Raw genomic sequence first — 12,340 nt, forward strand, 5'->3', positions numbered from 1 at the left:
AGCGATCGCCCACAACACCGCGAAGAATTTCGCTCCCTCATTGAACGCCAGCAAGAATTTTATCGGTATCAGGCGAGATATCTGAGTGCAAACGGCGACTATCGCTGGCTGGAAGGACACGCCAAATTAACATTGGCTCCCGACGGGACAATTATCGGTACGTCCGGCACCCTGAGCGACATTACGGAGCAAAAACAGGCACAAGAAGCCCTGTTAACCACACATCAAACGCTGCAAGCGCTGATTGAAACTTCACCGTTAGCGATCGTAACGCTCGATGTTAATCGGAACGTCACCCTGTGGAATCCAGAGGCTGAGCGTCTTTTTGACTGGAAATCGGCAGAAGTTGTCGGCTATCCGTTGCCGATTTTCCCCCCGGATCAACAGGAAGCGTTTCATGCCTTGCTTCAGGCTGACTTACATGGCGGAGGAGATCGTGGTAGCGGTGGCAGGGAATTCCGCAGCCAAAAGAAAGACGGCACCTTGATTGACGTTAGCCTTTGGACAGCCCTGCTGCAAGATGTCAATGGCAAGATGAGCGGCAGCATTGGCATCTTCGCCAATATTAGCGAAAGCCTACGGTACGCTACGCTACGCAATCGCGCTCTGGAAGCGCTGCGGGAAAGCGAAACCCGTTACCGCCTCGTCGCTAAAGCCAGCAACGATGCAATCTGGGACTGGGATTTACTGACAAACCGCGTAGAGTGGAACGAATCCTTGCAAAAACTCTTCGGCTATGCGGAAACTGAAGTAGGTTTTGATGCCAGTTGGTGGTACGAAAATATACATCCAGAAGACAGAGAGCGGGTTGTCAGTGGGATTCATGCTGCAATTGACAGTGGAAGACAAATCTGGTCGGATGAATACCGCTACCGTCGCGCCGATAACTCTTATGCCTTAGCGAGCGATCGGGGATTTATCGTCCATGACGATAAGGGGAATCCAGTGCGGATGATCGGCGCGATGATAGACATCAGCGAAAGCCTGCGGCACGCTACGCTACGCAAGCAAGCTGAGGCGCTGATCGCAGGGCAAAAACAGGTACTCGAAATGATTGCCACCGGCGCAGCACTGGGTGATGTTCTGGATGTTTTGGCTCGGTTTATCGAGACCCAATCCGGTGAGGGCTTTTGTTCGATTCTGCTAGTTGACGAAAAAGAGAACAAGTTACGACATGGAGTCGCTCCTAGCCTTCCCGAAAGCTACACTCAGGCGATTGATGGTATCGCGATTGGTCCTGGTTTTGGTTGCTGTAGTAAGGCAGCGTATTTCGGTAAACCCGTGATTGTCTCAGATATTGAGAGCGATCGCCTTTGGGCGGATTTCCGAGATTTGGCATTAAGCCATCAACTACAAAGCTGTTGGTCTACGCCTATTTTTTCCAGTAACGGTAAGGTATTAGGCGTTTTTGTAATGTATCATCCCGACGCGAGGCGACCGAATCAGGATGAGTTATATCTGACCGAGATTGCTACCCAAATTGCGGGAATTGCTCTGGAACGCCAGCAAGCAGAGGCAGCATTGCAACAGAGTGAAGATCAACTGCGCTTGATTACAGATGCTTTGCCAGTGCTGATTGCCTATGTCGATTCGGAACAGTGCTATCACTTTAACAATCGGGCTTACGAACAATGGTTCGGCAAATCTCAGGCGGAAGTCATCGGACAGCCCATTAGAAAAATTTTAGGGGACTCGGCTTATCAGGCAATTCAGCCGTATGTCGAGGCAGCATTGTCCGGGCAGGAAGTAACCTACGAAAGCCCTATATCCTATGAATATGGAGGGATGCGTTGGGTCAATGCTACTTACCTGCCACATTTTGGGGAACACGGTGAAGTCAAAGGATTTATTGCCTTAGTCAGCAACATCACCGAACGAAAAGTGGCTGAGGAAGCGTTGCGGCAGAGTGAGGAACGATATCGTTCTTTGGCACGGGCGACCTCACAGATGGTTTGGACTTCCAACCCCCAAGGTGAGGTTGTGACGGATCAACCGGATTGGAGAGCCTATACGGGTCAAAGCGAGGCAGAAATACTAAGCTGGCACTGGCTAGATGCCATCCATCCAGACGATCGCGATCGCATTGCCGAGCAGTGGTCTAACGCTATCCAAACGAAAAGCCTCTATGACACTGAGTTTCGGCTGCGGCGTGCTGATGGTATTTACCGCTACTTCAATGTCCGTGGGGTTCCAGTATTATCAAAAGACGGCGATGTGCGAGAGTGGATCGGCACCTGCACCGACATTACCGAAAAAGTCCAGGCAGAGGAAGCAATTCGACAGTTGAACGCGGAACTTGAACAACGAGTCATCAAACGAACCGCGCAACTGGAAGCTGCAAATCAAGAGTTAGAAGCTTTCTGTTATTCCATCTCTCACGACTTGCGATCGCCCTTGCGTGCTATCAACGGATTTTCGCGGATTTTGCTGGAAGAATATCTAGAACAACTCGATCCGGAAGCCCAACGCTACCAGAAACTGGTGCGGGATAATGCTCAGCAAATGGGACAGCTGATTGATGACTTGCTGACATTTTCGCGCCTTTCGCGCCAGCCACTGAGAAAACAAACTGTAGCGATCGCTGATTTGGTACGTCAAGTACTGGCAGACTTATGGCACGAACAGCAAAATCGCCAATTTGAAATAAATATCGGCAATTTACCCGCCTGCGAAGGCGATCCTGCTTTACTTAAGCAAGTAGTTGTCAACTTGCTGACAAACGCTCTAAAATTCACGCGCGGTCGGGAAGTCGCCCAGATTGAAATTGGCTATCGTCATCAGTCATTTACGAATGACCCACAACTAGAGACAAATGACTTTTCAACCACTGTCGTTTATTTCGTCAAAGACAACGGCGCAGGCTTTGATATGCGATACGCTCATAAACTCTTTGGCGTCTTCCAACGGCTGCATCGTGCGGAGGATTACGAAGGAACCGGAGTCGGACTCGCGATCGTGCAGCGCATCATCCATCGCCACGGCGGACGTATTTGGGCTGAATCAGTCGTCAACCAAGGCACAACATTTTACTTTACCCTGGCAGGGGGAAATATTCATGAGTGAGCGCACAGCAGAATGTTTGCTGGTCGAAGACAATCCCAACGACCTAGAATTAGCACTTTATGCTTTGCGAAAGCACAACCTTGGCGATCGCATTCAAGTTGCCCGCGACGGTGCGGAAGCCTTAGACTACATTTTCCGGACAGGTGCCTATCGCGATCGCTATCCGGAAAACTACCCCAAAGTCATTCTCCTCGACCTCAAACTCCCCAGAGTAGACGGATTGGAAGTCTTGCAACGCCTCAAATCTGACCCCCAAACCCGCATGATTCCAGTCGTCATCCTCACCTCGTCAAACGAAGAACGCGACATCGTAGAAAGTTACCAGTTGGGCGTCAATAGTTATATTGTTAAGCCGGTGAACTTTGAACAGTTTACCGAAGCAGTGCAGCAATTAGGCTTGTACTGGCTGCTGTTAAACCAGCTGCCAAGCCGCTAGCATTCTTCAGGCTAAAAATTCTAAAAACCGCAATTAAATTTACGCTCAACACCTCATAATTCAGACTGCACGCTCTCTAAAAGCGAACAGTGGTGTAACCCCGCCCACGGCTCAATTCCCTTGCTTACAAGAAGGTCATCATGTCCGCTCCGCTCCAGATTTTACTGCTTGAGGATTCCCTGGCTGATGCTGAATTAACTTTGCACGAACTACGTTTGGCTGGCTTTAAACCCGACTGGCAGCGTGTAGAGACAGAAGCCGACTACCTCGCCCAACTGCATCCCGGTATCGAGCTGATTTTGGCTGACTATAGCTTGCCTCAGTTTAACGCCCTCAGAGCGCTACAACTTTTGCAAGAGCGCGGCTTAGATATTCCGTTCATCGTGATCACGGGCACGGTGAGCGAAGAAGTGGTAGTGGAGTGCATGAAGCAAGGGGCAGCGGATTATCTACTGAAAGACCGTCTGATGCGGCTAGGATCGGCAGTAGCGCAAGCCCTACAAGCCAAACAAATGCGCGACCAAAAGCGGCAGACTGAGGTGGAAAAAACCAGATTAATCGCCGCTTCACAAGAGAGCGAGCAACGATTTCGAGCGCTGATCGAAAATGCGACCGACATCATCATCATTGTTAACGCCAGCGGTCAAGTGACTTATGTGAGTCCCTCTGTCAATCGGATTCTAGGATACGCACCCGATGGACTCATAGGCAAAAATGCTTTGACATTTATTCATCCAGAGGATGTGCTACTGGTTAAGCAAAGGCTGAAAAATTCGATTCAAAATCCCAATGTGACTCAGCGACTCGGTGAGTATCGCGTGCAGCATCGCAATGGCTCTTGGGGGATCTTCGAGGCAGTCACCACTAACCTCCTGAACGATCCGGCGGTGCAGGGGATTGTCGTCAACTGCCACGACATTACTGAGCGCAAGCAAGCCGAGGAGCAACTGCGACACCATGCGTTCTACGATTCGCTTTGCGGTTTGCCAAATCGGACCTTATTTCTCGAACGTCTTGCCAGCCAGATTAAGCATTCCCAACGATACAAAGATAGTTTATTTGCTGTTCTGTTTCTGGATTTGGATCGCTTCGAGATGGTCAAATATAGTCTAGGACACTTGGTAAGCGACCAACTGCTCATCGCTACAGCTCGCAAACTAATGACCTGTCTCCGTCCCACGGACACCCTAGCTCGGATTGGCACAGACGAATTTGCAATTCTGCTGGAGGATATTCACGATGTTAGCGATGCGATTCGCGTTGTCGAGCAGATCCAGCGGGAACTCAATTCGCCTTTTAACTTGGATGGGCGCGAAGTATTCACCACGACTAGCATCGGGATTGCCTTTGCCGGAAAGGGACAAGAGGGATGGGAGCCGGTTCGGAAAGAATCTGCCCCTATGCCGCTTTGTCCTTCTGCATCCTCTCACAATAACCTCTTGCCTCGTCCGCAAGACCTGCTGCGGGCAGCCGACACGGCTATGTATCATGCCCGGTTAGAGGGTAAAGGTCGCTATGTTGTCTTCCATCGGGCCATGCATACCCTTGCCGTGGCACATTTGCAGTTAGAAACGGATCTGCGACGAGCGATTATCGCTACGGAATTTCAACTTTACTACCAGCCAATCGTCGAGCTGGCGACGGGTAAAATTAAGGCTTTTGAGGCTCTGGTGCGTTGGAATCACCCGACTCGTGGCATGGTTCCCCCAAGCGAGTTTATCCCTGTGGCAGAAGATACGGGTCTGATTATTCCCTTGGGTACTTGGGTATTGAACGAAGCTTGCCGTCAGCTAAAAGTTTGGCAGCAGCAGTATTCTACGACTCAGGGTTTGGCAATTAGCGTGAATCTCTCTGGTAAGCAGTTTTCGCAACCAAATTTGATTGAGCAGATTGACCGTATTTTGGGGGAGACTGGCTTAGATGGACACTATTTAAAGTTGGAAATTACTGAAAGCTGCTTGCTGGAAAATGCTGAAGCTGCCGCCATCCTGCTTTGGCAATTGCGAGATCGAAATATTCAATTATCGATTGATGATTTTGGTACGGGTTATTCATCCTTGAATTATCTGCACCGCTTTCCCGTTAATACATTGAAAATTGACCGTTCTTTTGTGAACCGGATGGGAGCGGGTGGCAAGGATGCAGAGATTGTCAAGGCAATCGTGGCGTTGGCTCATAATTTAGGAATGAGTGTGACGGCGGAGGGGATAGAAACGGCTCAACAGTTGGCACAACTCAAGGCATTGCAATGCGAACGAGGACAGGGATATTTTTTCTCGAAACCTTTAGATAATGGGGCTGCGGGACAGTTGATTTTGGCACAGTTGCAAGTTAATTCATGATGCGCGTTATTGGTCTGACGGGAGGCATTGGTACTGGCAAAACAACTGTCTCAAATTATCTTGCCAGTCACTACAATTTGCCGGTTTTGGATGCGGATATTTATGCTAGAGAAGCTGTAAAAGTGGGTTCGCCGATTCTCGGCGAAATTGTTAAGCGTTACGGAGCCGATATTCTGCTACCGGATGGAACGCTTGACCGCCGAAAGCTGGGCAATATTGTCTTTAATTCGCCCGAAGAGCGGCGTTGGCTAGAGCAACAGATTCATCCTTACGTGCGCGATCGCATGATTGAAAAAATGCAAGCACTCAACTCGCATCCGACTGTAGTGTTGGTGGTGCCTTTGCTGTTTGAAGTGGGGATGACGGCTCTGTGTACGGAAACTTGGGTCGTATACTGTTCCGAACAACATCAACTTCAGAGATTAATCAAGCGAGATCGCCTAACTTTAGAACAAGCGCAAGCCAGGATTACTAGCCAAATGCCCATTCAGGAGAAATGCGATCGCGCTGATGTAGTTTTAGATAATTCTTCTACGCTTGAAGATTTGCTCAAACAGGTAGATACGCACTTAAAAATTAAAAATTAAAAATGTGGGAGTTGTTAGTGTCATGAGTTTTTTATCGCCTATATCTTGACTTCTTCTCTGTCTCTTGAAAGGAAGAATGCCGAGGTTTAGGTCATTCCAATCGTGAAAACTTCATGACACTGACGAAATTTCTAATTTTTAACTATTCTGCATCGCCTCCCACAATGACATTGCGAATGCGGAGACTTGGCCCACCACAACCGACTGGCAAGCCGTTCTGACCTCCCTTACCGCAGCCGCCGGATTCATCCCAGTAGAAATCATCCCCAATTGCTTCAATATCCGCCAAGGTGCTGAAAACATTCCCCGACAGCGTCACATCCCGAACGGGTTCGGCAATCTTGCCGTCGCGGATCATCCAAGCTTCAGCGGCGGAGAAAGTAAACATTTCTCCATTCGTCATACCACCCAGCCAGTTACGAGCGTAGACGCCTTCTTTGATCCCTGCAAATAAATCCTCCACGGGCGTTGTACCCCGCTCAATCCAAGTATTCGTCATCCGAACAAGGGGGGGATAGTGGTAATTCAGACAACGGGCGTTGCCAGTGGGGGCTTCGCTCAGCTTTCCAGCAGTTTCGCGGGAGTGGAGGCGTCCAACTAAGATGCCATCCTTAATTAGCTGAGTCGTGGTAGCAGGCGTCCCTTCATCATCGTATAAGTAGCTGCCACGATGACCGGGAGGAGCAGCACCGTCAAAGATTTGCAGTTCTTTGGGTCCAAATCGGCGTCCCAGGGTCATCACTTCTAAGATATCCGGGTTTTCATAAGCCATGTCTGCTTCTGAAAGGTGCCCAAAAGCTTCATGGACAAATAAACCGCTGAGAATGGGGTCGATGACGACCGTGTAGGTATTGCCTTTCACAGGAGGCAGAGAGAGGGCGTTCACGGCGCGGAGAGCCGCACTCCGAACCTGATCGTCCAAATTAGTTAAGTCTTCGTAGGCTTTGCGGGAGCCAGTCGTTTCGCGTCCAGTTTGCACGGTTTCGCCATTCCGCGCAGTGGCGGCAAAGCGCATTTCCATATCTACCCAAGACTGCTCAATCAGCGTTCCGTCTGAGGTGGCGAGGATAATTCGCTGGGAACTGTCGCTGTAGCGCACAGAGGTGGTGGTGATTGAAGAGCTAGCGCTTTTGAGGATTTCAGTGTAGCGATCGCACAATTGCTTCTTGGTTTCCAGCGATATCTCTCGCGGATCGCTGCCTTCTAGGGGAAGTTGGCAAGTCGCCTGTACTGGCTCAATCGGAGCCAACAGGGTTTCTTCATCGCCAATAATCCGAGCGGCAGCGATCGCTTCTTCAATTCGGTCTGCTAAGGTAGAAAGCTGATTAAAGCTGGCAAAGCCCCAGCCGCCCTGGTAACAAGCCCGGACTTGTCCACCAATGGAGATGCCTTCAGTGAGGGTTTCGACCTTATCGCCGCGCAAAAAGATATCAGTTCCTTCGGCTTCTTCTATCCGAACTGCCAAATAATCGACTTGAGGTGAGTAACGAGCGATTAAGTCGGCGAGCAAGTTTTTGGCATCAGCCAGTAAGGTCGGCATTTGTCTTGCAGCAACATTAATAAACTGCTTCCATTGTGCAATTATTTGGTCGCACCTTGCCACTGGAAGCAGGAAACGAGGAGCCGGGGAGGTTATGGTAATCGATAGAGATACAAAATACGAAAACCCCTTTTCGCTAGGAAAAGGGGTTTTTAAAGTCAGATGCACCTGTTACTACCTGGACAAGAATCTCTAATATTAAAGAGGCATTTCATTGATAGATGGCGGTGGTGATGCCGCAGCGTCGTAAATTCTCAATTCTTGAATATTCCAACGATTGAGAATTGCTTCAGCTTGACGCACCTCTGCTTCTGTGCCCTCAACGATCAAGAAATAGTCCCCATGATGAATGCGATCGTTGTAAATTGCGGCTTGCTCATCAGGAATCCCGTAGCCAGTCAAGGCACCTAATAAGCCGCCTGCGGTTGCACCAATCACACCACTGGTTAAAGTAGTCGCTAAAGCCGTGGCTGCCACCCCAATAATGCTAATTGGCCCTAATACGGGAATGGCGGCAATGGTGCCTAGTCCCAGCGCCAAACCCAAGACACCTCCGGCTGCACCACCCGCGATCGCGCCAAGGGTCGTTCCTTCTTGCGCTTTAGAAGTCGGTGGCGGGGATACTTGCTCAGGCTCTTTGTTGATTGCAGAAACCTGATTCATTGGAAACCCACCGGCTTTTAATTCCTGAATTGCGCCTTCTGCATCTTGCAAGCTTGAGAACACGCCAAAAGCTCGTTTTGGCTGAGTAAGCACCATTACCCTTTCCTCTCTAACTCTTTAGGAATCTATTCGTGATTTTGCCACAAGCGAAATCAAATTACAGTTTCACCGTTATTACACAGGACTTATCCAGTTGCCCTGAACTAAAGCCCACTAAAGTTCCGGCTTCATCGCTCAAAGCCATGAAATGGATTGGTTTGAGTTTTTTTAGTCAGTTTAAACTGACTTAGGCTTTCAGCCAGGAAATTGATTTCCTGGTTTCCAGGCCCTAAGTTCTAGTAAAGTTAATTTTTCTGGGCTGGCGCAACTTTCGCTTGAACAGCTACTGTCTTAACCCCCTTGATTTCCTTCGCCAACGGTTCTATTTTTGCCACTTGATCTGGCTTTTCTACAGTTCCTACAACTGTTACAGCTCCGTCTTTAGCATCAATTTCTAATTTGCTGCTGGGCAAGTTCGCTTCTAACTTGCTACGAACCTCGCTTTCCAAGTCGCTATCAGCTCTTTTTAGGGGGTCGCCAGCAGCATTATTACGTTGCTCGCGTGCCCGAATATCAGATTCTAGCTGTCTTTTGCGGACATCACTCGATGCATCATTCTTCGCGCCTTGATCGGGTTGTGCTGAAGCATCAGCCGAGGGTGATGCTGGGGCACTGGCATTTGGACTGGCGGCTCCGGTTGCAGCAGGCGAAGAAGTCTGACTTGAATCAGAATCCGCTCCACCAGCCGTTTTCTCATTGTTGTCGCAAGCAGCAACACTGACTAACAAGACGCCACTAAACAGTAATGTTAAAAACTTGTTCATTTTTCAATTCCTCACTTCGAGCAGATAAGAGGTGGAAGTATTTTTCCTTCCACCCCATTCAATCGTTCTCAAATCAGCCTAAAGAGTCTGTTCCCGACGGTCGATAATTTGAACCGGGGTATCCGTGCGTGGAGTTGTATCAACTACTGGAGTTTGATAGGTACCACTGGGATCGGCAATATCAGATGTGCGAGTTGTCGTTGTAGTGGTTGTATTGGTGGCAGGAGCATCGTAGATACCCCAATCTTGAATTCCCCGATGACTGAGAATCGCTTCGGCACGACGGATATCGTCGTCGCTGCCGTCTACCATTACTAAATAATCCCCACGGGATACTCGATCGCTATAGTGTCTGGCTCTTTCTTCAGGAATTCCCAAACCGATTAATGCACCTAAAAGACTTCCTGCGGCTGCACCAATGGCACCGCCAGAAAGGGTTGTAGCAATAGCGGTGCCTGCTGCTCCCGCTAGCATGACAGGGCCAAGTCCCGGAATTGCCAAGGCTCCCAGACCAACGAGCAAGCCTGTTAGACCGCCCAAAGTACCGCCGGTGACGGCACCTGCTTTCGCACCTTCGTCGGCTTTATTGCCAACGCGATCGCTTACATCGGCACCAGCAATGTCGTTTCCTTTGTCCGCGTCACGAGCTACTACGGACACGTTGTCCATAGAAAAACCAGAATTTTTTAGTTCAGTCAGTGCTACTTCGGCGTCTCGATAGTTTGAAAATACGCCAACAGCACGCTTATGTTGTCCTAACATCAGTGTTTTCTCCGATTGCCACTGAACCTAACCAAATTGTGTTACTAACACAGCAGCATTAGTCTGTCAGTAACAGTTCAATTCTTGCTTTTTATTTGACCGAAGCCATCAATCTTCAGATATAACTTCAATCTCCAATTTTCTGTTTTTTTGCAATTCCCCATCTTCCTTAGGAATTAGATCGTTACTAATTGAGGGAGTTGCACTTTGACCGTCTGCTCTTTATTAACAATCTTTTTAGGGGTCTTCAACTAGCAAGTACAGTAAGAGTTTGAGAAACAAAAGCTTATTTTCTTAACAAAAAAACATATATTAGGAAACGCTAGTAAAAAGAAAACAAATAGTTAGAGTTCTGTAAACTGTTAAATAGGAAGCGCAAGAAGTGATAGACAAAAAAATATTTTCTCCTATTCAATGATTTTATTAAAAACAGAGGACTTTAATTTTTGGGTCAAAACAGGGAAGTATAAATAAGGTCTACTGGGTTGTTTTATCAAGTTGTCAGATTGAGGAGTTTCAGATGCGGTACTTATTATTAATTTTTGTGTCTTCCCTACTAAGCTTGGTGTCCGGACAGGCGATCGCGCAGGCAGAGTCCCAAAGGCTGGGTGTAAGCCGCCAAATCCCTTCGAGTTCAGCTTCGGATCAAAGTTTCTGGCCCCAAGCTCAGCGATTGGTACAAACTCAAATCAATTTAATTAATCGAATCGAAAGAGCGAGTGCGTCTCCCGAACCCTACCCGGCTTTTGCGGCGGAGGGGCAAATCCTCCTCCACCAGGGAGAAGTAGACCGCTTTCTCAAGAGCCAATATCCCAATCCTGCTTTGCTGTGTACCCGCACGAACGGCGTTACCCCGGCAGGCTCTAATTTAACCTTGGAGCAGGCGCAGGTGTACTGCGCTCTCTATGCTTCGACGCAGCAATTATTGCCCCTGCGTCCGGTGCTAGAACGGCGACAGTCCATTCTCGCTCCCACCAGAGGAAATCCTTTGGCAATTGGTCAACCGTCGATTTTGACCGTACCTCCTCAGCGTTTGGCGGTTCCAGTGCCCAGATTTCCCGCTCCGGAACCGCCAGTCGTTGGTGTAGCGGCAAAGACACCGATTTCTGGCTATCAGCCGCCAATTCAGCCAGCGATCGCGCCCTCCCAGCAAACAGTGACAACCCTACAAACTGCCAAAAAGTTCTTAGGGCAAGCTGTGGCAGCATTTCCCCCCTCCGCCCGTTTTACTGATATCGCGGAAACGTACCAATTAAACGAACGCAACTCTTACGCCCTATATCGGCAAGAGCCAAGCCTGTATAGCGAATTTCTTTCTCAACCCAACACCGGCATTGCCCGCGTTTTACCATCTGAGGCTTACCGTCAACAACTGAATCCACTAGGAAATCGGCTCTCGCCCAGCGTAGCAGAGCGTTTCCCATTTCCAGCTTTGCTGCAAGGGGTGGGCGGTGGTAGCGATGAGGAATCGACTCCCTCATCGGTGCGAGTTGGTCCTGGGGATGAATTTACTCCGCGCTTTGCGGTTCGGATGGAAGGTAGTAACTTTGAGATTGCCCAGCAAGGGCTGGATTATGGCTTCATGGTGGATTTGGGAGAAGTCCCCTTAGAAAACCTCGATCCCACCTTGAAGAAAGTCCGCGCCTTATCGCCGCAAACACGCCAGTTTTTCCTGAATTATCGTCCGCCGAATCAGTTGGCATCGATTCAGGTAGATCGACAGCGGTTTATCACGGGAAAGCTGGGTCAGGTGGCTTTCAGCGAACCCGTGCAACAGACGAGAGCGATCGCATCCTCGATCGACCGCCTCTCCCCAAATGCACCAGCGGTGCTGAACCACACCTACTTAATGCGATTAGTCCAATTCCAGGTGCCGGAAGTGGTTCAGACGGGAGGTACCGTTTCCAGGGAACAACGCCGCTATCTTGACCAAATTTTAGAATTGCCCAGTAGCGATGTCCTGGTCGCCTTCCGTCCCGTCAGCCGCCGTGCTGATGGCAGTTACACGGTTTTATGGCAAGTGCTAACTCAGTTTCCAGATCCCCAGATTGAAGATGTGGAGAAGTACATCAAGTTGCAGTAGT

The 12,340-nt window shown here is 49.3% G+C and carries 9 protein-coding genes; 5 read left to right on the forward strand and 4 right to left on the reverse strand.

Annotation, left to right across the window (positions count from 1 at the left end; all coding sequences use genetic code 11):
• From H6F50_RS02400 to coaE, 4 genes are all read left to right on the forward strand, one after another.
• A partial coding sequence (locus tag H6F50_RS02400) for a PAS domain S-box protein (protein WP_190425930.1) occupies positions 1 to 3,063 on the forward strand: 3,063 nt, incomplete at its 5' end.
• A complete protein-coding gene (locus tag H6F50_RS02405) occupies positions 3,056 to 3,499 on the forward strand; it encodes a response regulator (protein ID WP_190413703.1) in 444 nt (147 codons plus the stop codon). The genes H6F50_RS02400 and H6F50_RS02405, both read left to right, overlap by 8 nt.
• Positions 3,500 to 3,639: 140 nt before the next feature.
• Positions 3,640 to 5,841, forward strand: a complete 2,202-nt coding sequence (locus H6F50_RS02410; RefSeq protein WP_190425933.1) for an EAL domain-containing protein — start codon at positions 3,640 to 3,642, stop codon at positions 5,839 to 5,841.
• Positions 5,838 to 6,428, forward strand: a complete 591-nt coding sequence (coaE, locus tag H6F50_RS02415; protein ID WP_190425936.1) for a dephospho-CoA kinase — start codon at positions 5,838 to 5,840, stop codon at positions 6,426 to 6,428. The genes H6F50_RS02410 and coaE overlap by 4 nt, the downstream gene beginning before the upstream one ends.
• Before the next feature lie 142 nt (positions 6,429 to 6,570).
• On the opposite strand, the gene H6F50_RS02420 is transcribed toward coaE, so the two are convergent.
• The 4 genes from H6F50_RS02420 to H6F50_RS02435 form a co-directional block, all read right to left on the reverse strand.
• Positions 6,571 to 7,968 (reverse strand): TldD/PmbA family protein, encoded by a 1,398-nt coding sequence (locus H6F50_RS02420; RefSeq protein ID WP_190425939.1) that lies wholly within the window; start codon positions 7,966 to 7,968, stop codon positions 6,571 to 6,573.
• Between the two features lie 198 nt (positions 7,969 to 8,166).
• Complete coding sequence (locus tag H6F50_RS02425) at positions 8,167 to 8,727, reverse strand: signal transduction histidine kinase (STHK), LytS (protein WP_190425942.1); 561 nt, start codon at positions 8,725 to 8,727, stop codon at positions 8,167 to 8,169.
• A 248-nt stretch (positions 8,728 to 8,975) separates the two neighbouring features.
• Positions 8,976 to 9,494, reverse strand: a complete 519-nt coding sequence (locus H6F50_RS02430) for a BON domain-containing protein (protein WP_190425946.1) — start codon at positions 9,492 to 9,494, stop codon at positions 8,976 to 8,978.
• A gap of 78 nt (positions 9,495 to 9,572) precedes the next feature.
• The gene (locus H6F50_RS02435; protein WP_242028870.1) at positions 9,573 to 10,256 is read right to left on the reverse strand and encodes a general stress protein; all 684 of its coding nucleotides are present in this window, start codon (positions 10,254 to 10,256) and stop codon (positions 9,573 to 9,575) included.
• Positions 10,257 to 10,776: 520 nt separating this feature from the next.
• On the opposite strand from H6F50_RS02435, the gene H6F50_RS02440 reads away from it, so the two are divergent.
• Positions 10,777 to 12,339: a hypothetical protein gene (locus tag H6F50_RS02440; protein ID WP_190425949.1), complete on the forward strand. Its 1,563-nt coding sequence runs from the start codon at positions 10,777 to 10,779 to the stop codon at positions 12,337 to 12,339.
• Position 12,340: the final 1 nt, after the last annotated feature.

The sequence above is a fragment of the Coleofasciculus sp. FACHB-712 genome (assembly GCF_014695635.1).
Taxonomy (GTDB): domain Bacteria; phylum Cyanobacteriota; class Cyanobacteriia; order Cyanobacteriales; family FACHB-T130; genus FACHB-T130.

Excerpts from the sequence above, each read along its gene's own strand:
- H6F50_RS02405 (WP_190413703.1), top strand. The coding sequence starts at position 3,056 with ATGAGTGAGCGCACAGCAGAATGTTTGCTGGTCGAAGACAATCCCAAC.
- H6F50_RS02410 (WP_190425933.1), top strand. The coding sequence starts at position 3,640 with ATGTCCGCTCCGCTCCAGATTTTACTGCTTGAGGATTCCCTGGCTGAT.
- coaE (WP_190425936.1), top strand. The coding sequence starts at position 5,838 with ATGATGCGCGTTATTGGTCTGACGGGAGGCATTGGTACTGGCAAAACA.
- H6F50_RS02420 (WP_190425939.1), bottom strand. The coding sequence starts at position 7,968 with ATGCCGACCTTACTGGCTGATGCCAAAAACTTGCTCGCCGACTTAATC.
- H6F50_RS02425 (WP_190425942.1), bottom strand. The coding sequence starts at position 8,727 with ATGGTGCTTACTCAGCCAAAACGAGCTTTTGGCGTGTTCTCAAGCTTG.
- H6F50_RS02430 (WP_190425946.1), bottom strand. The coding sequence starts at position 9,494 with ATGAACAAGTTTTTAACATTACTGTTTAGTGGCGTCTTGTTAGTCAGT.
- H6F50_RS02435 (WP_242028870.1), bottom strand. The coding sequence starts at position 10,256 with ATGTTAGGACAACATAAGCGTGCTGTTGGCGTATTTTCAAACTATCGA.
- H6F50_RS02440 (WP_190425949.1), top strand. The coding sequence starts at position 10,777 with ATGCGGTACTTATTATTAATTTTTGTGTCTTCCCTACTAAGCTTGGTG.